Source organism: Serratia sp. (in: enterobacteria) (assembly GCF_051654945.1).
Lineage (GTDB): Bacteria > Pseudomonadota > Gammaproteobacteria > Enterobacterales > Enterobacteriaceae > Chania.
Genome location: NZ_JBOFZA010000091.1, coordinates 103,223 through 126,186, shown reverse-complemented (window position 1 = coordinate 126,186; position 22,964 = coordinate 103,223). Strand labels below are relative to the sequence as shown.

Sequence of the window (22,964 nt, the reverse complement as noted above, 5' to 3'; positions counted from 1 at the left end):
GACCAACAAAAACGGCGAGCCTCAGGCTCGCCGTTTTTATGTCTAACGCTCAGGCTTATTTCAAACCAGCGGCGTCGCGCAGCAGGGCAGCCTTGTCTGTCGCTTCCCAAGGGAAGTGCTCGCGACCAAAGTGGCCGTAAGCAGCGGTTTCACGGTAGATCGGTTGCAGCAGATCCATCATCTGGATCAGGCCGTATGGGCGCAGATCGAAGAACTCACGCACCAACAGGGTCAACTGCTCGGTCGAGATTTTCTCGGTGCCGAAGGTTTCCACCATGATGGAGGTTGGCTCTGCTACGCCGATAGCGTAGGACACCTGGATCTCACAGCGATCTGCCAGACCCGCGGCCACGATATTTTTTGCCACATAACGCGCCGCATAGGCCGCAGAGCGGTCAACCTTGGAAGGATCCTTGCCGGAAAACGCGCCGCCACCGTGACGAGCCATGCCGCCGTAGGTATCAACGATGATTTTACGGCCGGTCAGGCCACAGTCACCCATTGGGCCACCGATAACAAAACGGCCGGTCGGGTTGATGTGGAATTTAGTGCCCGCGGTCAGCCATTCGGCTGGCAGCACTGGCTTGATGATCTCTTCCATCACCGCTTCTTGCAGATCTTTCAGCGCGATATCTTCGGAATGCTGGGTGGAAAGCACCACGGCATCGATGCCGACGATTTTGCCATCGTCATACTGGAAGGTCACCTGGCTTTTGGCATCTGGGCGCAGCCAGGGCAGGGTGCCATTTTTACGCACTTCGGCCTGGCGTTGAACCAGACGGTGGGCATAAGTGATTGGCGCAGGCATCAACACGTCGGTTTCATTGGAAGCATAACCAAACATCAGGCCCTGATCCCCGGCACCTTGCTCCAGCGGATCGCTACGGTCTACGCCCTGGTTGATATCCGGTGATTGTTTACCGATGGCGCTCAATACGGCACAGGAATTGGCATCAAAGCCCATGTCTGAATGGACGTAGCCAATTTCGCGCACGGTTTGGCGGGTGATCTCTTCGATATCAACCCAGGCGCTGGTGGTGATCTCGCCGCCAACCAGCACCATGCCGGTTTTCACGTAGGTTTCGCAGGCTACGCGGGCTTTGGGATCCTGTTCCAGAATGGCATCCAGAACGGCATCGGAGATCTGATCGGCAATTTTATCCGGATGTCCTTCGGAAACAGATTCGGACGTGAAGAGGTGTTTAGCCATGGTGTTCTTTACCTTGCAAAAGACGGGTTGGAAATTACTGCACAGCGCTGGAGATCCGGGCATCAAAGCGAAGGGTCTTCCGCTGATGGCGAGATGCATCCTGCAACGCCCCTCAGGCAAAGCCGTTAAGCAGTTTCTCAGTTAATCGGTATAGATGGATTAACATCTGGACGTCTATTTTAGGTCAGCCTTTAGCCGGATTGCCAGTAATTTTTTGCGCTAACGCTCTTTTGGGCAAACCGCTTGCCGCCATTTTCATCGCTTGAAACAGTTTCTGGCGAATTTTCATTTTGCATTTTGCCCGGGGGTCCGGTATAAACTGCGCGCGCGGCTCATTTGGTGCACAGCGTGTTACAGAAATCGTCACCTTCTGTAAAACCCGGTAATACCGTGCCATGACCAGCCGTAGGACCCCATCAGGGGGCCGCCGCTTCATTGAACGTTCATGTTCTTACACTATATAGAGGCTTTGTCGTTCTTTGTGGGCGGCATGCGTGGAGGTGGTTGGATTAATGATCCGTTGTCTACTGGTTGTTGGTTCTCAACAGCAGTGCCGTTCTGGCGCGCATTCTTCTGCTATTTCCCGTCTTGTCTCTACACCATCTACCCGATGTTACACACATCTGGGCGCTACTCAGGATGCTCGGGCCGGTTAACGGCTGTCTGAAGCACTGAACAAGGGTAGCCTACAGCCTACTGTGGGATGATTCTTTACCCGATTCACGAGGTTTGAACAGGGTGTCTTACAAAAAATCTATTGGGTATAAACCGATCGCTGACCACGAACGGCAGGTGAATTCACTGCTAAAATGGGGTGTTTCCGGGTTGTTCTCGCGGGTTGTAGCTGCGATAGTGGCTGACTATATCGTCAGTATGCAAGGTGAGGCGAGTAATGTCTGATGATATGCAGATCCAACGCCCGTCAGTAGCGGGTGAAAATGTCTCTTTACGCTCCATGCAGGAGGTTGCCATGAATGATCGTAATGCCAGCAAGATGCTGCGCACTTATAACGTCGCCTACTGGGGCAACAATTACTTTGACGTCAATGAGCTGGGCCACATCAGCGTGTGCCCGGACCCCGACGTCCCGCATGCGCGTGTCGATCTTGCAGAGTTGGTGAAAGAACGCCAGAAAGACGGCCAGCGCCTGCCTGCCCTGTTCTGCTTCCCGCAGATCTTGCAGCATCGCCTGCGTTCGATTAACGCCGCGTTCAAACGTGCGCGTGAATCCTTCGGCTATGAAGGTGGCTACTTCCTGGTTTACCCGATCAAGGTTAACCAACACCGCCGGGTGATTGAATCACTGGTCAACTCCGGTGAACCACTGGGGCTGGAAGCCGGCTCCAAGGCGGAACTGATGGCGGTGCTGGCCCATGCCGGTATGACCCGTTCGGTGATCGTCTGTAACGGCTATAAAGACCGTGAATATGTTCGTCTGGCGCTGATCGGTGAAAAACTGGGGCACAAAGTGTACCTGGTGATCGAAAAGATGTCGGAAATCCAGATGGTGCTGGAAGAAGCCGAACGCCTGAATGTGGTACCACGTCTGGGTGTTCGTGCCCGCCTGGCGTCACAAGGGGCAGGTAAATGGCAGTCGAGCGGTGGCGAAAAATCCAAGTTCGGTCTGGCAGCCATTCAGGTCCTGAAGCTGGTGGAAACCCTGCGTGAAGCGGGCCGCCTGGACAGCCTGCAACTGCTGCATTTCCACCTGGGTTCTCAACTGGCCAACATTCGGGATATCGCCACCGGCGTACGTGAATCTGCCCGTTTCTATGTGGAATTACACAAGCTCGGCGTCAATATTCAATGTTTCGACGTGGGTGGCGGCCTGGGTGTCGATTATGAAGGCACTCGTTCGCAGTCCGACTGCTCGGTCAACTATGGCCTGAATGAATACGCCAACAACGTGATTTGGGGGATCGGTGATGCCTGTAATGAGCATGGCCTGCCGCATCCAACGGTGATCACCGAGTCTGGCCGTGCTGTCACCGCTCACCACACGGTGCTGGTTTCCAACGTCATTGGCGTGGAGCGCAACGAATTCTGTGAGCCGGTTCCTCCGGTTGAAGATGCGCCGCGCGCGTTGGAAAGCATGTGGGAAACCTGGCAGGAAATGAACGAGCCGGAAAACCGCCGTTCGCTGCGTGAATGGCTGCACGACAGCCAGATGGATCTGCATGATGTCCATACCCAGTATGCGCACGGCATGCTGGATCTGACCAAGCGTGCCTATGCCGAGCAGCTGTATCTGAACATCTGCAACAAGATCCAGCAGCAGCTCGATCCGAGCAACCGCGCACACCGGCCAATCATCGATGAGTTGCAGGAGCGGATGGCAGACAAGTTCTACGTCAACTTCTCGCTGTTCCAGTCGATGCCGGATGCCTGGGGTATCGACCAACTGTTCCCGGTACTGCCGCTGGAAGGGTTGGACAAGCCGCCGGAAGGCCGTGCGGTATTGCTGGATATCACCTGTGACTCTGATGGCACCATCGATCACTACATTGATGGTGACGGCGTCGCCACTACCATGCCGATGCCGCCGTACGATCCGGAAAACCCGCCTCTGCTGGGGTTCTTTATGGTCGGTGCCTATCAGGAAATCCTGGGCAACATGCATAACCTGTTTGGCGATACCGCCTCGGTGGATGTGTTTGTGTTCCCGGATGGCAGCGTCGAAACCGAGCTGTCGGATGAAGGCGATAGCGTAGCCGATATGTTGGAATACGTGCAGCTTGATCCGATCGCGCTGCTGGCTAAATTCCGCGATCAGGTGAAAGAAACCGATCTGGATGGCGAGTTGCAGGCGCAATTTGTCGAAGAGTTTGAAGCCGGTTTGTATGGCTACACTTATTTAGAAGATGAATAAGCTGCCCTAATAAACTGACCAGGGGCGTGGCATAGGCTGCGCTCCTTTTTTATTACCCGCATCCCATCCCCGCCTGATTAAGTTAGAAATTTCAATCTATTACCACTGCCTTGCCAGTTATCACAAATTTGTGAACTCTCCGTGAGGATTTGGTCAGCAATTTTCCGCTAAGTTGTCATCATCGGTCGATAGCACCAGAGGTAACGATGATGATCAACAGACGGCATTTTATTCTGAGCGGTGGGGCGATCTCTGTTGCCTATGCCGTGGGCCTGCTGCCCACACTCTTTCCCCGTTCGGCGCTGGCGGAGTCATTTGCCGTCAGCTATACCGCAGAGCAATGGCGGCAACGGCTTTCTGCCAGCCAATATGCGGTTTTACGGGAGGAGGGAACGGAGCCGCCTTACAGCAGCCCGCTGAACGATGAGCATCGCGCTGGTCAGTTTTCCTGTGCAGGTTGCGATCTGGCGCTTTTTTCTTCCCATACCAAGTTTGACAGCCATACCGGTTGGCCCAGCTTTTGGCAACCGCTTGAGCAGGCAGTGGCCACGCGCAAGGACCGGACGCTCGGTATGCTGAGGGAAGAGGTGCATTGCAGCCGCTGCGGCGGGCATCTGGGGCATGTGTTTGACGATGGTCCGCCACCGACGGGCCTTCGCTATTGCATGAATGGTTTAGCCATGAACTTTACGCCACAGCAGTGAGGGATAAGATGAGAAACGTAGATAAAGCGAGGCTATCGCTACGCAAGTGCGGAATATGGGGAGTGGCATTGGCTGCCGCCGTGTTCTGTTTGCAAAGCGTTGCCTGGCCACTTGGCGATGTGGAAACGGCGGTAGCGATCCCTGCACCGGTAAAAGATGAAGCATCGACGGCATCACACCTGGAAACCGCGATCTTTGCTGGTGGTTGTTTCTGGGGCGTACAAGGGGTGTTCCAACATGTCAAAGGGGTGACTAACGCGGTATCGGGTTATGCCGGTGGTGCGGCGCAAACGGCCAATTATGATAGCGTGAGTGGGGGTAATACCGGCCACGCAGAATCCGTACAGGTCACTTTTGATCCCCAGCAGATCTCTTATGGCCAACTGCTGCAAATCTACTTTTCGGTGGCTCATAACCCAACGGAACTGAACCGTCAGGGGCCGGACAGCGGCACACAATACCGCTCTGCCATTTTCCCGTTAACGGCCTCGCAGCAGCAGGTCGCCCAAGCTTATATTGCCCAACTGAATGCCAGTAAACGCTTTACCAAACCGTTGGTCACCACCCTTGAGGAGCAGGGACATTTTTATCCAGCTGAAACTTACCACCAAAACTATCTTACTCTTAACCCGGATCAACCTTATATCGTGGTGAATGATTTACCAAAGATTAAACAGTTACAGCAGCTGTTCCCAACGCAATATCGTGCAGAACCGGTTTTAGTTAAATAATCAGGATCTCTGTTGCTGAGCACGGTAATTATTAATTATTCGCGTTACCGATATTAAGCCATCTCTTCGGGATGGCTGTTACTTATTTATTTAACGTTATGATGTAATTAATAATAATTGGCTGTGCTGTTGAGTTGTCAGGTTTATTTTGATAAGTTTTTTGGGCCGTAAAAAACTCCATTAGCAAAGTAAGTCAATAGCGTTTCAGCAAAGAATCAATCACGAATAATAAAAACTCGGTTGGTCATCATGGAAGGTGTACCCGTTGGTTATGCAGCATAGTTCCCATCGCCCCTACCGTCAGGCCTATTTCACCGCTCAGGCCACGCGGGCCGAAGGGGGGATCTTGATTTCCCCTAGCCCAAATATGACGCTTTATGCCTGCGCCAGCGTACTCTTGGTGGCGGCATTGATCGCTTTTTTAATTGGCGGCGAATATACCCGTAAGGCACGTCTGGAGGGCGTCGTGATGCCTTCTACCGGGGTGGTTAAGGTCGTTGCGCGTACGCAAGGGCGGGTTGAAGCCTTGTTGATTAAAGAAGGCGATGAGGTGACGGCCGGCCAACTACTTTATCGGTTGAGCGGGGAACGCTACGACGGCAAGGGCATGGCCACTTTGGCGATGCTGAAAAACTCCCTGGCGCAACAGTATCAGATGTTGGTACAGCAACAGCATCAGGAAACGGCCGCCAATACCCTGCAGCTACAGGGATTGTGCCAGCGGGTCGATCAACTGAAAGATGAGCTGCGCAGCGCCGATGAGGCACTGAAACTGACGCTGCGCCAGGCGAGGCTAACCCGCTCGATGATGGAGCGCTATCAACGCCTGGTGCGGCAGAAGTATGTTTCCGAGATTGAGTTTCAGCAAAAGCAGGTTGAACTGGCGGCTGTGGAAGGCTATGTCGAAAACCAGCGGCAGGTACAGCAACGCCTGAAGCGTGAGTTGACCGCGGTTGAAACGGATCGGGGCAGCTTGTTGCAGCAGGGGCAAAGCCGCCGGGCGGAGTTGGACCGGCTACTGCAAGGGATCAGTCAGCAACAGATCGAACTGCAATCGCAGGAGGAAAGCACGCTGGCGGCCCCGGTGGCAGGGCGTATAGCTGCGGTGTTGGTCAAGGCTGGGCAAGCGGTCAACCAGAACGAGCTGCTGCTAACGCTGGTACCAGAAGCGGCCCAATTGCAGATTGAACTGTATGCGCCGAGTAAGTCGGTAGGATTTATCAAGCCTCATCAGCGGGTTGGCCTGCGTTTTGCCGCCTATCCTTATGAGAAATTTGGCGTGCAATATGGTACGACGCGCGAAGTGACCCGTATCAGCCTCAGTCCGACCGATGTCATGCCGCATAACCCGGTGGTATGGAAAGAAAATGAGGGGCATTACCGGGTGATTGTCGTGCCGGATAAACCCAGCGTCACCGTATATGGCCGCCAGGAATTACTGCGCACCGGGATGGTGGTGGCCGCAGATATCGAGCTGGACAAGCGGCGTCTGTACGAATGGCTGCTGGAGCCGTTATGGAGTCTGCAAGGAAAAATCTAACCATGGAATGGACCGAGCATCTGCAGCTGAATTTGCATTGGCACCGCCGCTTGCCGTTGATCCGCCAAACCGAGTCCGCGGAATGTGGCGTGGCTTGCCTGGCAATGGTCGCCGGCTGGCACGGGTACCGTATTGACCTTCCCAGTCTACGTGCAAGATTCAGCGTTTCTACACAAGGCATGACCTTCGTACATTTGATGGAGAGCGCTCAGATCCTGAAACTGACCGGGCGTGCGGTACGTTTAGAGCTGGAAGAACTCGACCAATTGGCCGTACCCTGCATTCTGCACTGGGATCTCAACCACTTTGTGGTGCTTAAACGGGTCCGGGGTAACGACATCGAATTGCACGATCCTGCCCGCGGAGCGGTGAAAATGTCGCTGGTACAGGCTAACCGCCACTTTACCGGGGTCGCGTTGGAACTGACACCAACCCATGATTTTGAACAGCGTGATGAGCGCCAGAAAGTGCGGCTGAGTGAATTGGTCGGCAAGACGGTTGGGTTGAAAGCCGCGCTGGCGCGTATTTTCTGTTTTGCCCTGGCGTTGGAAGTGTTGGCGCTGCTGAGTCCGTTGATCAATCAAATCGTGATCGATGAAGTGTTGGTGGCGTTGGATGACAGCCTGCTGGTGCTGATTGTCATTGCCATGCTGTTGATGAGTGCCACCCAGACGCTGATTGGGTTGGCCCGGCAATGGGCCACCATCACCATGGCCGTCAATTTCAATATGCAGTGGACGGCCAACGTGTTCCATCACCTGCTACGCCTGCCGATTGACTGGTTTGAAAAGCGTGACATTGGCAATATCAGCGCCAAGTTTGATGCGGTCGATACCATTCAGGATACGCTCACCACCAGTATCCTGGAGGCTCTGCTGGACGTATTGCTGGTGGTTGGCACCTTGGGCATGATGCTGCTCTACAGCGTGCCGCTGTCTATGCTGGCGCTGGGCGCTGCGCTGATTTACGGCCTATTGCGCGTGTTATGGTTTCGAACCTTGCGCCGGGCAGCAGAGGACAGTTGGACGGCGGGGACTCTGGAATCGAGCCACTTTCTGGAAACGCTGCATGGCATGCTCAGCCTGCGGGTTAATGGGGCGTTGGCCCAGCGGGAATCGGCCTGGCGCAACCTGAATATCGCCAGGCGCAATAGCCAACTGCGTGAGAACAAGCTGGCTATCGGTTATGACATCATCAATCAGGTTATTGGTAGCCTGGTGGGCGCGGCGGTGCTGTGGTTTGGTGCCAATGCGGTATTGTCTGGCTCGTTCTCCATCGGCATGCTGGTGGCGTATATGTCGTTTCAAGGGCGCTTTTCCGCCAGTATCAATGGCCTGATCGATAAGGCGTTTGCCTGGCGCATGCTGGATGTCTATAACGAACGGCTGGCCGATATTGTGCTGACTCCGAGGGAGGGCGGCGCTCAGGCAACGGAATCTCTCGGATTAGCTTTCCCTGCGCAAAGAGACGATCGCCCGGTCGTGGAACTGGAAAATATCGTTTTCAGCTATGGTCAGGGAACTAACACCCTCCTGGCTGGTGCGGTGTTACGTATCATGCCGGGGGAGGTTGTCGCGCTGGTAGGCCGCTCTGGCTGCGGGAAAACCACCTTGGCGAAGATCCTGCTGGGGTTATATCAGCCATCGGCAGGACGACTGCGGGTGTTTGGCATTGAACATCATCACGCAGGGTATGGGCAGGTTCGCCAGATGATCGGCGCGGTGATGCAAGAGGATCGGCTATTCCGTGGAACGATACTCGACAACATCACCTTTTTCTCTCAGCACAGCGATCTGGATTGGGCGCAGCACTGTGCTCAACTGGCGCAGTTGCATGAAGATATTATCGCGTTACCCATGGGCTATCAGACGTTGATTGGGGAAATGGGGAATTCGTTATCGGGGGGACAAAAACAGCGGCTGCTGTTGGCGCGGGCATTATATAAACGCCCACGTTTGCTGATCCTGGACGAAGCCACCAGCCATCTTGATGTCACCAATGAAATCCTGATCGGCAGCACCTTGCGCAATCTGGGCTTAACCATCCTGCTGATCGCTCACCGGCCAGAGACGATTGCTTCTGCCGATCGCGTCGTCGAACTTGACGCGGGTAGACTGGTTGCATCTGCTGATGACAGGCACCTTGAAGAGTGAGCCAAATGCGGCGATAATCTACTCATTGAAACAGACATCGAATAAATCCCTTTCTCGTCGGGCTAACGACGCGGGAGGGATTTTTTTTTGCTACCGCCCAAGCGTCCGGCTACGGGCGAACCGTTGAAAAATGAGGGTAAATATGAGTACCTTAGGCCATCAGCCCGATAATTCCTTAGTGTCCAACGCCTTTGGTTTCCTGCGCTTTCCGCTGAACTTTATGCCTTACGACAGCGATGCAGAGTGGGTGATCACCGGTGTTCCCTTCGATATGGCGACCTCTGGCCGTGCCGGTGGGCGTCACGGTCCTGCCGCTATCCGCCAGGTCTCTACCAATCTGGCCTGGGAAGGGGCGCGTTGGCCGTGGGGCTTTGATCTGCGCGAACGCCTGAACGTGGTCGACTGTGGTGACGTCGTCTTCAACTTTGGCGACGTCCAGGATATGAGCGACAAGCTGCAGGCGCACGCAGAAAAACTGCTGGCAGCTGGTAAGCGCATGCTCTCTTTCGGCGGCGATCACTTCGTTACGTTGCCGCTGTTGCGCGCGCATGCCAAACATTTTGGTAAAATGGCACTGGTGCATTTCGATGCCCATACCGATACCTACGCCAACGGCAGCCAGTTTGACCACGGCACCATGTTCTTCCATGCGCCGAACGAAGGCCTGATCGATCCAAACCATTCCGTGCAGATCGGGATCCGTACCGAGTTCGATCGTGACAACGGCTTCACCGTGCTGGATGCTGCCCAGGTCAACGATCGTGGTGTGGACGATCTGCTGACGCAGATCAAACAGATCGTCGGCGATATGCCGGTTTATCTGACCTTTGATATCGACTGCCTGGATCCGGCTTTCGCTCCTGGTACCGGCACCCCGGTGATCGGCGGCCTGACCTCCGATCGTGCGCTGAAACTGGTGCGTGGCATGCAGTCGCTGAACATCGTCGGCATGGACGTGGTAGAAGTGGCTCCGGCATACGACCAGTCAGAGATCACTGCGCTGGCCGCAGCGACGCTGGGCCTGGAAATGCTGTATCTGCAAGCTGCTAAAAAGCAGGGCTAAGTCCCGAAAGGGATTGGCGGGTGGGCGGAAACGCCCACCTTTGCATCATGAAAATATTGCCGTGAAGATAAAGTGTATTTCGCGTTTACGGAGGAACCGTGCTGACTAAACCATCTATACGCCTCAACAAATATATTAGTGAGAGCGGCATCTGCTCTCGTCGCGATGCCGATCGTTACATCGAGCAGGGCAATGTTTTTATCAACGGTAAGCGTGTGGCGCTTGGCGATCGGGTATTCGCTGGCGATGTGGTCAAGGTTAACGGGCAGCTTATCGAGCCGCGTAACGAAGACAACCTGATCTTTATTGCGCTGAACAAGCCGGTCGGTATTGTCAGCACCACGGAAGACGGCGAGAAAGACAATATTGTCGACTTCGTTAACCACAGCACCCGCGTCTTCCCGATCGGGCGGTTGGATAAAGACTCTCAAGGGTTGATCTTCCTGACCAACCACGGCGATCTGGTCAACAAGATCCTGCGTGCCGGTAACGATCACGAGAAAGAATATCTGGTTACGGTCAACAAGCCGGTGACTGATGATTTTATCCGTGGTTTAGGTGCCGGAGTGCCGATGCTGGGCACGGTAACCAAAAAATGTAAGGTCAAGAAAGAAGCGCCTTTTGTGTTCCGTATCGTGTTGGTGCAGGGGCTTAACCGTCAGATCCGCCGCATGTGTGAACATTTTGGTTACGAGGTGACCAAGCTGGAGCGCACCCGTATCATGAACGTTGGGCTGTCTGGGCTGCCGTTAGGGGAATGGCGCGATTTGACGGACGACGAGTTGGTCGAGCTGTTTAAATTGATTGAAGACTCCTCCTCAGAAGCCAAACCAGCCAAGAAAGCCGCCAAGCCGGCGGTGAAGAAACCGGCGAGCAGCGGGCACAAAGCTGCGGACAAACCGAGTAGTAACGCCCCAGCGCGTAAGCGTTTTGCTCAACCGGGACGTAAAAAGAAAGGGCGTTAAGCTGCCCCTCACCCTAACCCTCCCGCAGGGAGAGGGGATGGAACGTGCTACATGTTAGCCAGTGCATTCGTCCTCGACATTAATCCTGCTACAGACCACCTCCGTACCTGAATTCGACCCCGGGCTAACCCCCTCTCCCCGAACCCATGTTCATGAAATCCCGCGTCTTTATATCGGGAGAGGGCTGGGGTGAGGGGAAACCATGACCGTCTCACTATGCGCGGTAAGCCGGTTCCAGTTCCTTTTGCTGGGGTTTCACCCCTAGTGCATTTTTTCGTGATCCACTCCGCAGTTGTAACTTTAAAATAACCAATCATTAACATTCTGCCCGTTGCTGTCTTGACGAAAGATTCGCCATACCTATAGTGACTGTATTAAATAAGAAACTGAGTTTCATATATGAAACAATCAGATAGAGGACAGAAGCAATGAGCTGGAAGAACGTGTGCGAAGTGTCTCAGGTTAAAGAAGATTTTCCTTTCTCCGCCAACGTTGAGGGAAAAGAGGTCGGCGTCTATTTGATCGACGGTCAATATTACGCGCTGGAAGACGTCTGTCCGCATGCCTATGCCTTGCTCAGCCAGGGGTTTGTTGATGACGGAAAAGTGGAGTGTCCACTGCACGAAGCGGTGTTCGATGTGCGTAGCGGCCAATGCTTGCGCGAACCCGGTGGCCGTGATCTGCAAACCTACCCTACCCGGGTGATCGATAACCAAATCCAAATCACCTTTATCGCGGAGGAATAAGCATGCAGCACATTACCGATTTCAACCCTTGGCTGCCGGATACCCAACAGGTGATCCCGGCGCGTGAGGGCGGCAACGGCCAAATCCACCAACCAGGTCAGTTTCAGAATGTGATCTGGCAAACCCGGGCGCGCGTGCCGGACGGGTTTGAAAGCGCGCTGGTGGCCGCACTGGAAGAGATCTTCGAACAGGGCGCGGAAGAGCTGGAGCAGGTGGTCAGCGCGCTCAATCAACGTCGCTTGTTCGATCGTAGCGGCCAGCCTTGGAATGAAGCCGCGTTCCGCGAATTCCTACATGTTAACGGTTTCTGAGCCGCACAGGGAGAAGGACAATGACAGCAAATACAACATCCTCCGCGCAGACGGTACAAGACTATCTGGATCAGGGTTTACGCGGTATGTGGTACCCGGTGCTGGCCAGTTGGGAAGTCGGGAATAACCCGGTGGGGATCACCCGTCTTGAGCAACAGATCGTGGTGTGGCGCGATAAAACAGGGGCGATCCATGCGCTGGAAGATCGTTGCCCGCATCGTGGTGCGCGCCTGTCGATGGGCTGGAACCTGGGCGATCGCATTGCCTGCTGGTATCACGGCGTTGAAGTCGGCGGCGACGGCGAAGTTAAAGATGTGCCTGCGGTAGATCGCTGCCCGCTGGTGGGGCAGAAATGCCTGCAATCTTACCCGGCTAAAGAAGCTTACGGTGCGGTATTCCTGTATTTCGGCGTCACCGCTGATGAACAGCCTGCCGAATTGACCTTCCCGCAGGAACTGGCGAATGAGGCTGAATACAGCAACTTCCTGTGTACCGCCAGCTGGGACTGCAACTATCAATACGCATTGGAAAACGTGATGGATCCGATGCATGGCACCTACCTGCATTCCTCATCACATTCGATGGCGGAAGGGGATCGCAAGGCTGATATGGCGCTGGAACCCACCGACAGCGGGTTCATCTTTAAAAAGAACGGCCAGATTGGCGTGAACTTTGACTGGGTGGAGTTTGGCAGTAGCGGCGCCTACTGGATGCGCTTGTCGATCCCATACAAAAAACGCTTTGGGCCGGGTGGTCACTTCTGGATCATCGGCATGGTGGTACCGGAAGACAAAGATCACTGCCGGGTATTCTTCTGGCGTATCCGCAAAGTGAAAGACTGGCAGCGTGATGCGTGGCGCTTTATGTACCGCAACCGCCTGGAAGAACTGCACTGGGACGTACTGGAGCAGGACCGCATCGTGCTGGAGAACATGGCACCGAACGCGCGTGGTCGTGAATACCTGTATCAGCATGACGTGGGCCTCTCCCGCCTGCGCCGCATGATGCAGAAAGAAGCTCAGAAACAGCTGGCGACGATCCGCGAGCTGGAGGCGGCACAGTGAACGGCTTGCTGACAGGCAAACGCATCGTCGTCACCGGAGCGGCACGTGGGCTGGGGCGCAGCTTTGCTGCTGCGGTGGCGCAGGCCGGTGCCCGCGTGGTGATGTGCGATATTCTGGCGGAGGAGTTGCAGGACAGCGCCGCCAGCCTGCGTGAGCAGGGAGCACAGGTCGAGGCTCAGGTTATCGATCTGGCGTCACCGCAATCCATCTCTGCGGCATTCAGTGCGATAGCTCAAGGCGGCGCGATCGACGGGCTGGTGAATAACGCCGCGTTGGCGACCGGCGTCGGCGGCAAGACCATGATGGAATACGACATCGAGCTGTGGGACAGGGTCATGCAGGTCAACGTACGGGGCACCTGGCTGGTGAGCCAGGCGGCAGTGCCACTGTTGGCGCAAACGCCGCATGCCAAAATCGTCAACGTTGCTTCGGATACCGCCCTGTGGGGGGCACCAAGATTGATGGCTTATGTCGCCAGCAAGGGCGCGATCATCTCGATGACCCGTTCGATGGCGCGTGAACTGGGGCCTCAAGGGATTTGCGTCAACGCCATAGCACCGGGTCTGACGCGAGTTGAAGCGACAGAATACGTCCCGGCCGAACGACATCAGCTTTACGAGCAAGGTCGGGCACTGGCAGGTGCTCAGCATCCGGACGATGTGACCGGCAGCGTGCTCTATCTGCTGTCACCGCTGGCGGATTTTGTCACCGGGCAACTAATACCGGTCAACGGTGGTTTTGTGTTTAACTGACCGCCTGACGGACAGGCAAACATTTAGGAGCAGCACATGGCAGACGATCAAGCGTGTAAGTATCTGATCCCGGGGCTGGATCGCGGGTTACAACTGCTGCTGGCCTTCGGCGAGCAGCATAAGGAAATGACCTTTGCAGAATTACATCGCCTGGTCGATATGCCAAAGGCGACCGCTTACCGAGTGGTGCAAACGCTGGAACACCTGGGCTTCCTGGAGCGTAATCCGCGTACCAACACCTTTGCGTTGGGGATCAAAGTGCTGCGTCTGGGCTTTGAATATATCGCCTCGCTGGACGTTGCCCAGGCTGGTCAGCCGGTGATCGAGCAACTGCGCGATCGCAGCCAGTGCAGCAGCCATCTGGCGATCCGCGATGGGCATGACGTGATCTATATTGCCCGCGTCAGCGCCGCTGGATCGCAGATCAACCAGGTTAGCGTGGGCACTCGTTTGCCAGTGCATCGCACTTCGCTTGGCCGCATGCTGCTGACCAGCACCAGCCGGGAAGAGTTTGAACGCCTGTTTCCCCATGACGCCTTGCCCGATGCAGCACCAGGGACACCGGCCAACCGCGAAGCGTTGTGGCAGATGGTGCAGCAGGATAAGGCGCGTGGCTATGTGATTGGCGAATCCTTCTTCCGCCATGGCATTTCCTCGATCGTCTATCCGATCTTTAACCGCGAACAGCGGGTGGAAGCGGTGATCAGCATTATGGTGCCGTCCGATGAGATCCCGAAGGCGGATCGCGAGCGGTTGCGCATGGAAGTCCGGGACGCCGCGGTGAAAATCTCCGGGCTGCTGGGCGCGCCACCGCAGGCTAACGTCGGCTAATTTTGTTGTCGGGCGAAGCCAATCGCCCACTACCCATTAACTCAGGCACGGATAAAACCCATGAAATTCATGGGCCGGGATCGATCATGCCTGAAAAACGCATTCAGCGAGAACGTGAGGCACAATAATGAGCATAACCGGAATCGAAAAGCTGGAATTTGGCGTTGAAGATCTGCCAACGTGCGAAAAGTTTATGCGGGACTTCGGCCTGCAACCGACGCAGCAGCATTGGGGCGAGCCGCGCCGTGAATTTACCACCTTGAGTGGCGCTAGCGTGGTGCTATACCCGCAGGACAGCGAGGTCTTACCGACTGCGTTTGAAGCAGGTTCAACCCTACGCCGCATGACCTGGGCGGTAGAAAGCCCGGCCGCGCTGGCTGAGTTGCAACCTAAGTTGGCGCAGATGCCCGGTTTCCGCCAGGTAGGCGAAGAGCTGGAATGCCGCGATCCCAACGGCATGACGCTGCGTTTTGTCGTCACCGCGCAGCGGGCGGTGGATCTGCCGGTTTCACCGATCAACCAATGGGGCGACGTGCGCCGCATCGATCAGCCTAGCCCGGTTTATGCCAAGGCTGAGCCGGTCAACATCGGTCACGTGGTGTTCTTTGTTGAGGATCTGGCCGCTACCGAGCGTTTCTACTGCGATTTACTAGGCTTCCAGGTTTCCGATCGCTATATCGATCGTGCCGTGTTCCTGCGGACCCAGGCACGCGGCGGCCATCACAACCTGTTCTTGCTGAAACTGCCTAACCGCCCACGCGGCCTGAACCACGTCGCCTTCACCGTGCGTGATATCCATGAAGTGATCGGCGGCGGCATCGCGATGAATAAAGAGCATTGGAGCACCTTTATTGGTCCGGGCCGTCATCCGATCTCCTCGGCCTACTTCTGGTACGTCAATAGCCCGACCGGCGGTGCTTTTGAGTACTACACCAACGATGATTACCTGACGGAAAACTGGCAGCCGCGTGAGCTGGAGCATTCGCTGGTGTCGTTTACCGAATGGGCGGTCGAAGGTGGAATCGATCATGATACCCGCCGTCAACATAAGAAGCCGGGGGCGGTATGAGCCAACCAACCCGTGCAGGGATTGTCATTATCGGCGGCGGTCAGGCCGGGGGATGGGCGGCAAAAACGCTGCGCGACCGTGGTTACACCGGCAAGCTGACGGTGGTCAGTGACGAACCTTATGATTTTTACGAACGCCCGCCGCTGTCCAAGGCGGCGCTGCTGGATGGCAACGCGCCGCTCAGCCGCCTGTTCAGTGAAGACGTGGTGGCCGGGATGAACATTGATTGGCATCGTCCGCTGCGTGCCGAAGCCATCGACGGGCAACAACAAATCGTCACGCTCAGCGACGGCAGCCAGTTGCAGTTCGATCAACTGCTGATCGCGACCGGTGGTCGGCCACGCCTGCCGGATGCCAACTGGGCCAAGCACCCGCGAGTGATGACCCTTCGTTCCTGGGATGATGCAGCCCGCCTGCGCCAGGGTTTACAGCAATGCCGCAAGTTGGCGATCGTCGGTGGCGGCTGGATCGGGCTGGAGATCGCCGCCTCGGCCCGCAAACTGGGTGTCGAAGTGACGGTGTTTGAACGCCAACCCGCGTTGTGCATGCGCAGCGTAGGGGCTGACGTTTCCCAGGCGTTACTGGAATTGCATCAGCAACAAGGCGTCACCGTGCATTGCGACTGCGGCGACATCACGCTCGAAGATCGTAATGGCGAAGCCTGGATTGGCAGCGCCAGCAGCGCCGCACAACCCTTCGATCTGGTGGTCGTCGGCATTGGCGTTGAACTGAATCTGGAACTGGCACACAGCGCCGGGCTGAGCCTTGAAGGCGGCATTGTCGTCGATGGACAAGGTCGCACCAGCCATCCGGCCATTTTTGCCGCGGGCGATGTCGCGCGCCATCCCACTCTCGGCCTGTGCCTGCAATCCTGGGCTTACGCACAGAATCAGGCAATCAGCACCGCCTGCGCGATGTTGGATGCGTTTGCCGCGCCTTACGATGATGTGGCCTGGCTGTGGTCGGATCAATATGACGCTAATATCCAAATCCTCGGTGTCCCTACCGGCGGTGTTCATCAAATCGTACGTCGCACACCGCAGTCACAGCTGTTCTTCACCCTGAATGCCGATCGGCAATTGGTGCAACTGGTGGCATTTAACGACGCCCGCACCATCAAGCTGGGCAAACGCTGGCTGGCCAGCGGCCGGGTACTGGATCCGCAGCAACTGGCGGATGTGGAATTTTCTCTGATGGCGTTGAAATAACGCCCGACCTGAAGGGAGCGTTTTATGACTACGCAAGATATCGACGCCCGCAGCGGTCGGGTGGGGGAGGCTGTTGCCGAAAATTCGCCAACCAGCGTGCGTTGGTCGGTGCCGGCAGCCCTGTTTGCCTGCGTGTTGCTGGCATTTTTCGACAAGATCAGCATCGCCGCGCTGTTTTCCGACCACGAGTTTCAGCAGGCGATGGGCATCGGCTTTGATCCCACTCGGCTCGGGTTGCTGATGAGTGCTTTTCTGTTTTCCTACGGCTTCTCTTCGATGTTGCTAAGCGGCATCGGTGACCGGCTCAATCCGGTCAAAGTGCTGATTGGCATGATGGTGACCTGGGGCGTGCTGATGGTACTGATGGGTATGACGCGTTCTTATCACACCATGATGACACTGCGTATCCTGTTGGGTATCGCCGAGGGGCCGCTGTTGCCGATGGCCTACGCCATCGTGCGCCAGGCTTTCCCGCAGCGTCTCCAGGCGCGTGCCACCATGCTGTGGCTGTTGGGGACGCCGATTGGGGCGGCGCTGGGCTTCCCGGTCACGCTGTTCATCCTCAGCCGCTTTAACTGGGAAACCACCTTCTTCTTTATGGCGTTCCTGACCGTGCCGGTGATGCTGCTGGTGCTGTTTGGCATGCGTCACCTCAACGTCGCGCGCCCAGCGGCCAGCACGACCAGTAAACCGGCGGTGGCCGAGCGCAAGCAGCTACGCCGTGAGCTGTTCCGTACTCCGCACTTCTGGATGATTTGCCTGTTTAACATCGCGTTTCTCACCTACCTGTGGGGAATGAACGGTTGGTTACCAAGCTATCTGATCGAAGGCAAAGGCATTCATCTGGAGCATGCCGGCTACCTGTCGTCACTGCCGTTTATTGCCATGTTGCTTGGCGAGGTGGTGGGGGCGTGGCTGTCGGACAAAATGGATCGTCGTGCGCTGGCCTGCTTTATCTCGCTATGCGGTGCCGGGATCGGGTTAGCCGTGGTGTTGCATATGCAAGGCACCTACAGCGTGATTGCCGCAATGTCCTTCAGCACCTTCATGTGGGGAGCTGGGGCGCCAAACATCTTCGCGCTGCTGGCCAAGGCAACCAGCAGCCGGGTGAGTGCTACCGCTGGTGGGGTCTTTAACGGATTGGGTAATTTTGCCGGTGCGTTGGCACCGGTGCTGATGGGGGCGTTGATCGCCGCCACCGGCAATATGGATAACGGTTTGCTGTTCCTGGTGGTGATGGCCTTTGTCGGCTGCGCCATTCTGCTGCCGTTACTGAAGAAGTATTGATGCAACGAAGGAGAGACAACATGTCCCAGGTTGAGAATAAAGCCGGCATCAAGCCGCAGGATCTGACGATGGAGAAGTGGGTGGAATCGCGTATCGCCCGTTTTGAAGGCCGTAAATATGACTGGAACGCGCTGAAGTTCCAGGCCGATTACGATCCGAAGTACCGCCGTGCGCAGATGCGCTATATCGGCACCGGTGCTACCGGCGTGGTGAGCGACACCAACACCATTCCGGCGGGGAATTTTACCTTCTCCACCATGGTGCTGCCGTCGAAATGTGAGGGGCCGCTGCACCTGCATGACGACGTGGAAGAAGTGTTCTTCATGCTGAAAGGCAAAATCACGCTGATGATCCAGGACGGTGAAGAGTATTACGAAACCATTCTGAAAGAGCGTGACCTGATTTCGGTTCCGGCTGGGGTTTATCGTGGCCTGTTCAATCACGGTGAAGAAGAAGCCTTGATGTGCGTGATGCTCGGTACCGCCAAGCCGGAAACGCCGACCTACCCGGCCGATCATCCGCTGTCGAAAGTGAAACGCAACTGATGAACGGCTTACCGGAACGCCAGCAGGCGGATTGTGGAGGCCAGCGGCTGAGTTGGCGCGAGGCTGGGCATGGCCGGGCGGTGGTACTGCTGCATGGCATCAGTTCCGGTTCCGCTTCGTGGGTCAAGCAGTTCAGCGATCGCGCCCTGACCGACGGCCACCGCCTGATTGCCTGGGATGCTCCGGGCTACGGCGGCAGCGCACCGTTGCCACAGTCAGATCCAGATGCAGCCGCTTATGCCAAGGCGCTGGCGGCGCTGATCGCCGAACTGCGATTACAACAACCACTGATCGTGGGGCACTCGCTTGGTGCGTTGATCGGCAGCGCTTATGCTGCCGCCAATCCGGATGGACTTAGTGGTCTGGTGCTGGCCGATCCGGCGCAGGGCTATGCCACTGCACCACTGGAAAAACGCCAACAGGTCTATGGTCAGCGCAAGCAAATGATTGAAACGCTTGGCCCGCAGGGCTACAGCGAACAGCGCGCGGCGGCACTGCTGCGTGAAGGTGCGGATCCGCAGGATATTGCCTGGGTGCGCAGTGGTATGCAGCAACTCAATCCAGCCGGCTTTCTCAGCGCCGCCTGGATGCTGGCCAATGACGATATCAGTCGCTACCTGCTGCGCTATCGCGGCCCGTTGCAGGTCTGGTGTGGCAGTGACGATCGCATCACGCCGCCGCAGGGGGCCGAAACGTTGGCGCAACAGCAGGATGCGACGATGCGCCTGATTGACGCTGCGGGGCATGCCAGCTATCTCGATGCACCAGCGCTGTTTAACCGTTATTTGCAGGACTTTACGGGGGCAATCCAACCATGAATTTTCAGATTGAGCGGCGGGTGGCGGTGGTCTCCGGTGGATCTTCGGGGATCGGTTTTGAAACGTTGCGCCTGCTGCTGGGTGAGGGGGCGAAAGTCGCTTTCTGCGGTCGCAATCAGGACAAACTCGCCAGCGCCGAGGCCAGCCTGCGTGAAGAGTTCCCGCAGGCGGAGATCCTGGCGTTGCGTTGCGACGTGCTGGATGCCGAGCAGGTTGCCAAATTTGCCGAGCAGGTCAGCGCACATTTCGGCGCGGTGGATATGTTGATCAACAACGCCGGGCAGGGGTTTGTGGCGCATTTCGATCAGACGCCGCGTGAGGCCTGGCTGCATGAGGCGGAGCTAAAACTGTTCGGGGTAATCAACCCGGTGCAGGCCTTTTTACCGGCGTTGGAGCGTTCGGATATCGCTTCAATCACCTGCGTTAACTCATTGCTGGCCCTGCAACCGGAGGAGCACATGATCGCCACCTCGGCGGCTCGTGCGGCGTTACTCAATATGACGCTGACCTTATCCAAAGAGCTGGTGAGTAAAGGGATCCGCGTCAACTCGATCCTGCTGGGCATGGTGGAGTCGGGTCAATGGCGGCGGCGCTTTGCCGAGCGTCAGGATAAAGAGCAGAGCTGGGAACAGTGGACGGCTGCGATTGCCGAGCGGCGTGGTATCCCGATGGGGCGGTTGGGCAAGCCGCAGGAACCGGCACGGGCGCTGCTGTTTTTAGCCTCCCCCATGGCTTCCTTCACCACCGGTGCGGCGCTGGACGTTTCCGGCGGTTTCAATCGCCATCTCTGACAGGACGAAAAGATGAAGAACATCATGATGATTGGCTATGGCTCGATGGCGAAAGAGGTGCTGGCGCGCCTGCCGGAAGGGGTGGCCGCCGGGTGGATTGTGGCACGTGAAAAATATCACGCCGAGATTGAGGCCGCGTTTTCCGGACGGGTGCAGGCCTTGACCCATCCTGACCAGTGCACGGATCAACCCGATCTGGTGCTGGAGTGTGCCAGCCAGCAGGCGGTTGCCGAGTTTGGTGAGGCGATTGTGAAACGTGGCTGGCAGTTGGCGGTGATCTCGACGGGGGCATTGGCTGATGCCGCATTGCAATTGCGCTTGCAGCAGGCCTGTGTTCGCCATCACGGACGGCTGATCGTGCTGTCTGGCGCCGTCGCCGGTATGGATGGCCTGGCTTCGGCACGGGAAGGTGGGCTGGATAGCGTGACCTATCAGTCCAGCAAAAGCCCGGCCAGTTGGCGTGGCAGCCAGGCGGAAAAACTGATCGATCTGGATGCCGTCAGCGAAGCACGGGTGTTCTTTGAAGGCTCGGCCCGTGAAGCCGCACGCATGTTCCCAGCCAACGCCAACGTGGCGGCCACCATTGCGCTGCATGGTCTGGGGATGGATGCCACACGGGTGCGTTTGCAGGTCGATCCCCATACGCAACGTAATACTCATCGCATTCAGGTATGCGGGCAGTTTGGCGAATTCAAGATTGAGCTGTGCGGCAATCCGCTGGCCAGCAACCCGAAAACGTCCACGCTGGCGGCGCTGAGTGCGGTGCAAGCCTGCCGCAGTCTGGTAGACGGTGGTTTTATTGCCTGAAGGGCAGGAGCAAAGCATGGAAACGTTAAAAATTTTTCTTGCCGGCCGCTGGTGCGAAGGGCGCGGTGAAGAGATGAGTTCGATTTTCCCGGCGGATGGCAGCGTGAATGCTCGCCTGCGGGCAGCCAACGTCGAAGATGTGAATGAAGCGGTTGCGGCGGCAGAAAAAGCCTGGCGCGCCCCCTCCTGGCGTGGACTGGTGCCACATCAGCGTGCGGCGATCCTGCATCGTGTCAGTGATTTGATCACTGAACAGGTGGATGCTCTGGCGCAGTTGCAAACACGCGACAACGGTAAACCGCTGGCGGAAACCCGTGGTCTGGTCATGAGCGCGGCTGCTACAGCGCGTTATTTTGCCGCTGCCTGCGAGGTGTTGGAGGGCGAGCTGCCTACCCAGCGTAATCGTGATGTGATGACGCTGAGCCAGTATCAGCCGCTGGGCGTTATAGCGGCAATTACGCCGTGGAACTCACCGATTGCCAGCGAAATGCAGAAGGTGGCTCCGGCGTTGGCGGCAGGCAATGCGGTGGTGCTGAAACCAGCAGAAGCCACGCCACTGATGGCGCTGAAACTGGCCGAACTGTTTGAACAGGCCGGTTTACCCGCCGGACTGCTCAGCGTATTACCGGGCAAAGGTTCGGTGATTGGTGAAGCATTGGCTCGCCATCCGTTGGTGAAAAAGATCTCCTTCACTGGCGGGACCTCGACCGGTCGTCACCTGGCTCATGTCGCCGCAGAGAAACTGATCCCTACCTCGCTGGAACTGGGGGGCAAATCGCCCACCATTGTGCTGGAAGATGCAGATCTGGAACAGGCGGCGCGCGGCATCTGTTACGGCATTTTCAGCTCGGCCGGGCAGGCATGTATCGCCGGTTCACGGCTGTTTGTCCACCGCTCGCTGTACCAACCGCTATTGGCCCGTTTATGCGAGCTGACCGCCGGGTTGCGCATAGGCAATCCGTTGCAAGCCGGCGTTCACCTCGGCCCATTGATCAACCATAAGCATCGCCAAAGCGTGGCGGACTATGTGGCTTTGGCTCAACAGGAAGGTGGCCGGGTGTTAATTGGCGGCGAAGCGCCTGCGGATCCGCAACTGGCCCAAGGCAGTTATTACCTGCCGACCATTATCGAAGGGTTGAGCAACAGCGCCCGTACCTGTCAGGAAGAGATCTTTGGCCCGGTGCTGGTGGCGTTGCCGTTTGATGACGAGGCGGACCTGATCGAGCAGGCCAACGATTCGATCTACGGCCTGGCTGCCGGGATCTGGAGCCGTGATTTTACCCGCGCGATGGCGCTGGCGGAACAGCTGGAAACCGGCACCGTCTGGATCAATACCTACAAGACATTCTCGATTTCTACCCCGTTTGGCGGTTTTAAACAAAGCGGTCTGGGGCGCGAAAAGGGCCTGCATGGCATCCAGGCCTATATGCAGCAAAAGAGTTTGTACCTGTCCCTTAGCAATCAGCCTAACCGCTGGAGCGACTAACGCACTCAACAAGA

At 56.7% G+C, this 22,964-nt stretch carries 22 protein-coding genes; 21 read left to right on the top strand and 1 reads right to left on the bottom strand.

Annotated features, from left to right (window positions below):
- Window positions 1-55: 55 nt before the first annotated feature.
- Window positions 56-1,210, bottom strand: a complete 1,155-nt coding sequence (gene metK, locus ACRDCA_RS21470) for a methionine adenosyltransferase (protein ID WP_025123067.1) — start codon at window positions 1,208-1,210, stop codon at window positions 56-58.
- A gap of 512 nt (window positions 1,211-1,722) precedes the next feature.
- Here metK and ACRDCA_RS21465 point away from each other — a divergent pair.
- From ACRDCA_RS21465 to ACRDCA_RS21365, 21 genes are all read left to right on the top strand, one after another.
- Complete coding sequence (locus ACRDCA_RS21465; RefSeq protein WP_438691342.1) at window positions 1,723-1,866, top strand: hypothetical protein; 144 nt, start codon at window positions 1,723-1,725, stop codon at window positions 1,864-1,866.
- Window positions 1,867-2,102: 236 nt separating this feature from the next.
- On the top strand, window positions 2,103-4,079 hold the full coding sequence (speA, locus tag ACRDCA_RS21460) for a biosynthetic arginine decarboxylase (RefSeq protein ID WP_438691341.1): 1,977 nt from the start codon (window positions 2,103-2,105) through the stop codon (window positions 4,077-4,079).
- Window positions 4,080-4,285: 206 nt separating this feature from the next.
- Window positions 4,286-4,783, top strand: a complete 498-nt coding sequence (gene msrB / locus ACRDCA_RS21455; RefSeq protein WP_438691340.1) for a peptide-methionine (R)-S-oxide reductase MsrB — start codon at window positions 4,286-4,288, stop codon at window positions 4,781-4,783.
- Between the two features lie 8 nt (window positions 4,784-4,791).
- Window positions 4,792-5,514: a peptide-methionine (S)-S-oxide reductase MsrA gene (gene msrA / locus ACRDCA_RS21450; protein WP_438691339.1), complete on the top strand. Its 723-nt coding sequence runs from the start codon at window positions 4,792-4,794 to the stop codon at window positions 5,512-5,514.
- Window positions 5,515-5,785: 271 nt separating this feature from the next.
- Window positions 5,786-7,054: an HlyD family secretion protein gene (locus ACRDCA_RS21445; RefSeq protein ID WP_438691338.1), complete on the top strand. Its 1,269-nt coding sequence runs from the start codon at window positions 5,786-5,788 to the stop codon at window positions 7,052-7,054.
- A gap of 2 nt (window positions 7,055-7,056) precedes the next feature.
- A complete protein-coding gene (locus ACRDCA_RS21440; RefSeq protein ID WP_438691337.1) occupies window positions 7,057-9,207 on the top strand; it encodes a peptidase domain-containing ABC transporter in 2,151 nt (716 codons plus the stop codon).
- A 142-nt stretch (window positions 9,208-9,349) separates the two neighbouring features.
- Window positions 9,350-10,270 (top strand): agmatinase, encoded by a 921-nt coding sequence (speB, locus tag ACRDCA_RS21435; RefSeq protein WP_438691336.1) that lies wholly within the window; start codon window positions 9,350-9,352, stop codon window positions 10,268-10,270.
- 98 nt (window positions 10,271-10,368) lie between these two features.
- Window positions 10,369-11,235, top strand: a complete 867-nt coding sequence (gene rluF, locus ACRDCA_RS21430; protein ID WP_438691335.1) for a 23S rRNA pseudouridine(2604) synthase RluF — start codon at window positions 10,369-10,371, stop codon at window positions 11,233-11,235.
- A 428-nt stretch (window positions 11,236-11,663) separates the two neighbouring features.
- Window positions 11,664-11,981 (top strand): Rieske (2Fe-2S) protein, encoded by a 318-nt coding sequence (locus ACRDCA_RS21425; RefSeq protein ID WP_025123075.1) that lies wholly within the window; start codon window positions 11,664-11,666, stop codon window positions 11,979-11,981.
- 2 nt (window positions 11,982-11,983) lie between these two features.
- Window positions 11,984-12,292 carry a recombinase-like helix-turn-helix domain-containing protein gene (locus ACRDCA_RS21420; protein ID WP_438691334.1) on the top strand — a complete coding sequence of 103 codons (309 nt, stop codon included), beginning with the start codon at window positions 11,984-11,986 and terminating at the stop codon, window positions 12,290-12,292.
- Between the two features lie 20 nt (window positions 12,293-12,312).
- A complete protein-coding gene (locus ACRDCA_RS21415) occupies window positions 12,313-13,356 on the top strand; it encodes a Rieske 2Fe-2S domain-containing protein (protein ID WP_438691333.1) in 1,044 nt (347 codons plus the stop codon).
- Complete coding sequence (locus tag ACRDCA_RS21410) at window positions 13,353-14,108, top strand: SDR family oxidoreductase (RefSeq protein ID WP_438691332.1); 756 nt, start codon at window positions 13,353-13,355, stop codon at window positions 14,106-14,108. Before ACRDCA_RS21415 ends, ACRDCA_RS21410 begins: the two co-directional genes overlap by 4 nt.
- A gap of 36 nt (window positions 14,109-14,144) precedes the next feature.
- Window positions 14,145-14,939 carry an IclR family transcriptional regulator gene (locus ACRDCA_RS21405; RefSeq protein ID WP_438691331.1) on the top strand — a complete coding sequence of 265 codons (795 nt, stop codon included), beginning with the start codon at window positions 14,145-14,147 and terminating at the stop codon, window positions 14,937-14,939.
- Between the two features lie 127 nt (window positions 14,940-15,066).
- Entirely contained in the window at window positions 15,067-16,008 is a 942-nt protein-coding gene (locus ACRDCA_RS21400; RefSeq protein WP_438691330.1) for a VOC family protein, read from the top strand.
- Window positions 16,005-17,216, top strand: a complete 1,212-nt coding sequence (locus ACRDCA_RS21395) for an NAD(P)/FAD-dependent oxidoreductase (RefSeq protein ID WP_438691329.1) — start codon at window positions 16,005-16,007, stop codon at window positions 17,214-17,216. The genes ACRDCA_RS21400 and ACRDCA_RS21395 overlap by 4 nt, the downstream gene beginning before the upstream one ends.
- 24 nt (window positions 17,217-17,240) lie before the next feature.
- Window positions 17,241-18,503 (top strand): MFS transporter, encoded by a 1,263-nt coding sequence (locus ACRDCA_RS21390; RefSeq protein ID WP_438691328.1) that lies wholly within the window; start codon window positions 17,241-17,243, stop codon window positions 18,501-18,503.
- Window positions 18,504-18,523: 20 nt separating this feature from the next.
- Window positions 18,524-19,048, top strand: a complete 525-nt coding sequence (locus ACRDCA_RS21385; RefSeq protein WP_021179767.1) for a cupin domain-containing protein — start codon at window positions 18,524-18,526, stop codon at window positions 19,046-19,048.
- Window positions 19,048-19,866, top strand: coding sequence for an alpha/beta fold hydrolase (locus ACRDCA_RS21380; RefSeq protein ID WP_438691327.1), 819 nt, complete (start codon window positions 19,048-19,050; stop codon window positions 19,864-19,866). The genes ACRDCA_RS21385 and ACRDCA_RS21380 overlap by 1 nt, the downstream gene beginning before the upstream one ends.
- Window positions 19,863-20,657, top strand: a complete 795-nt coding sequence (locus ACRDCA_RS21375; protein ID WP_438691326.1) for an SDR family oxidoreductase — start codon at window positions 19,863-19,865, stop codon at window positions 20,655-20,657. The genes ACRDCA_RS21380 and ACRDCA_RS21375 overlap by 4 nt, the downstream gene beginning before the upstream one ends.
- Window positions 20,658-20,669: 12 nt before the next feature.
- Window positions 20,670-21,464, top strand: coding sequence for an aspartate dehydrogenase (locus tag ACRDCA_RS21370; protein WP_438691325.1), 795 nt, complete (start codon window positions 20,670-20,672; stop codon window positions 21,462-21,464).
- 16 nt (window positions 21,465-21,480) lie between these two features.
- Window positions 21,481-22,950 carry an aldehyde dehydrogenase gene (locus tag ACRDCA_RS21365; RefSeq protein WP_438691324.1) on the top strand — a complete coding sequence of 490 codons (1,470 nt, stop codon included), beginning with the start codon at window positions 21,481-21,483 and terminating at the stop codon, window positions 22,948-22,950.
- Window positions 22,951-22,964: the final 14 nt, after the last annotated feature.

Coding starts and splice junctions, on each gene's coding strand:
- msrA (WP_438691339.1), top strand. CDS start 4,792: ATGAGAAACGTAGATAAAGCGAGGCTATCGCTACGCAAGTGCGGAATA.
- ACRDCA_RS21385 (WP_021179767.1), top strand. CDS start 18,524: ATGTCCCAGGTTGAGAATAAAGCCGGCATCAAGCCGCAGGATCTGACG.
- ACRDCA_RS21375 (WP_438691326.1), top strand. CDS start 19,863: ATGAATTTTCAGATTGAGCGGCGGGTGGCGGTGGTCTCCGGTGGATCT.
- ACRDCA_RS21445 (WP_438691338.1), top strand. CDS start 5,786: ATGCAGCATAGTTCCCATCGCCCCTACCGTCAGGCCTATTTCACCGCT.
- ACRDCA_RS21465 (WP_438691342.1), top strand. CDS start 1,723: ATGATCCGTTGTCTACTGGTTGTTGGTTCTCAACAGCAGTGCCGTTCT.
- ACRDCA_RS21390 (WP_438691328.1), top strand. CDS start 17,241: ATGACTACGCAAGATATCGACGCCCGCAGCGGTCGGGTGGGGGAGGCT.
- ACRDCA_RS21365 (WP_438691324.1), top strand. CDS start 21,481: ATGGAAACGTTAAAAATTTTTCTTGCCGGCCGCTGGTGCGAAGGGCGC.
- ACRDCA_RS21380 (WP_438691327.1), top strand. CDS start 19,048: ATGAACGGCTTACCGGAACGCCAGCAGGCGGATTGTGGAGGCCAGCGG.
- speA (WP_438691341.1), top strand. CDS start 2,103: ATGTCTGATGATATGCAGATCCAACGCCCGTCAGTAGCGGGTGAAAAT.
- ACRDCA_RS21405 (WP_438691331.1), top strand. CDS start 14,145: ATGGCAGACGATCAAGCGTGTAAGTATCTGATCCCGGGGCTGGATCGC.
- metK (WP_025123067.1), bottom strand. CDS start 1,210: ATGGCTAAACACCTCTTCACGTCCGAATCTGTTTCCGAAGGACATCCG.
- ACRDCA_RS21395 (WP_438691329.1), top strand. CDS start 16,005: ATGAGCCAACCAACCCGTGCAGGGATTGTCATTATCGGCGGCGGTCAG.
- ACRDCA_RS21415 (WP_438691333.1), top strand. CDS start 12,313: ATGACAGCAAATACAACATCCTCCGCGCAGACGGTACAAGACTATCTG.
- ACRDCA_RS21400 (WP_438691330.1), top strand. CDS start 15,067: ATGAGCATAACCGGAATCGAAAAGCTGGAATTTGGCGTTGAAGATCTG.
- ACRDCA_RS21425 (WP_025123075.1), top strand. CDS start 11,664: ATGAGCTGGAAGAACGTGTGCGAAGTGTCTCAGGTTAAAGAAGATTTT.
- ACRDCA_RS21370 (WP_438691325.1), top strand. CDS start 20,670: ATGAAGAACATCATGATGATTGGCTATGGCTCGATGGCGAAAGAGGTG.
- msrB (WP_438691340.1), top strand. CDS start 4,286: ATGATGATCAACAGACGGCATTTTATTCTGAGCGGTGGGGCGATCTCT.
- ACRDCA_RS21420 (WP_438691334.1), top strand. CDS start 11,984: ATGCAGCACATTACCGATTTCAACCCTTGGCTGCCGGATACCCAACAG.
- ACRDCA_RS21440 (WP_438691337.1), top strand. CDS start 7,057: ATGGAATGGACCGAGCATCTGCAGCTGAATTTGCATTGGCACCGCCGC.
- speB (WP_438691336.1), top strand. CDS start 9,350: ATGAGTACCTTAGGCCATCAGCCCGATAATTCCTTAGTGTCCAACGCC.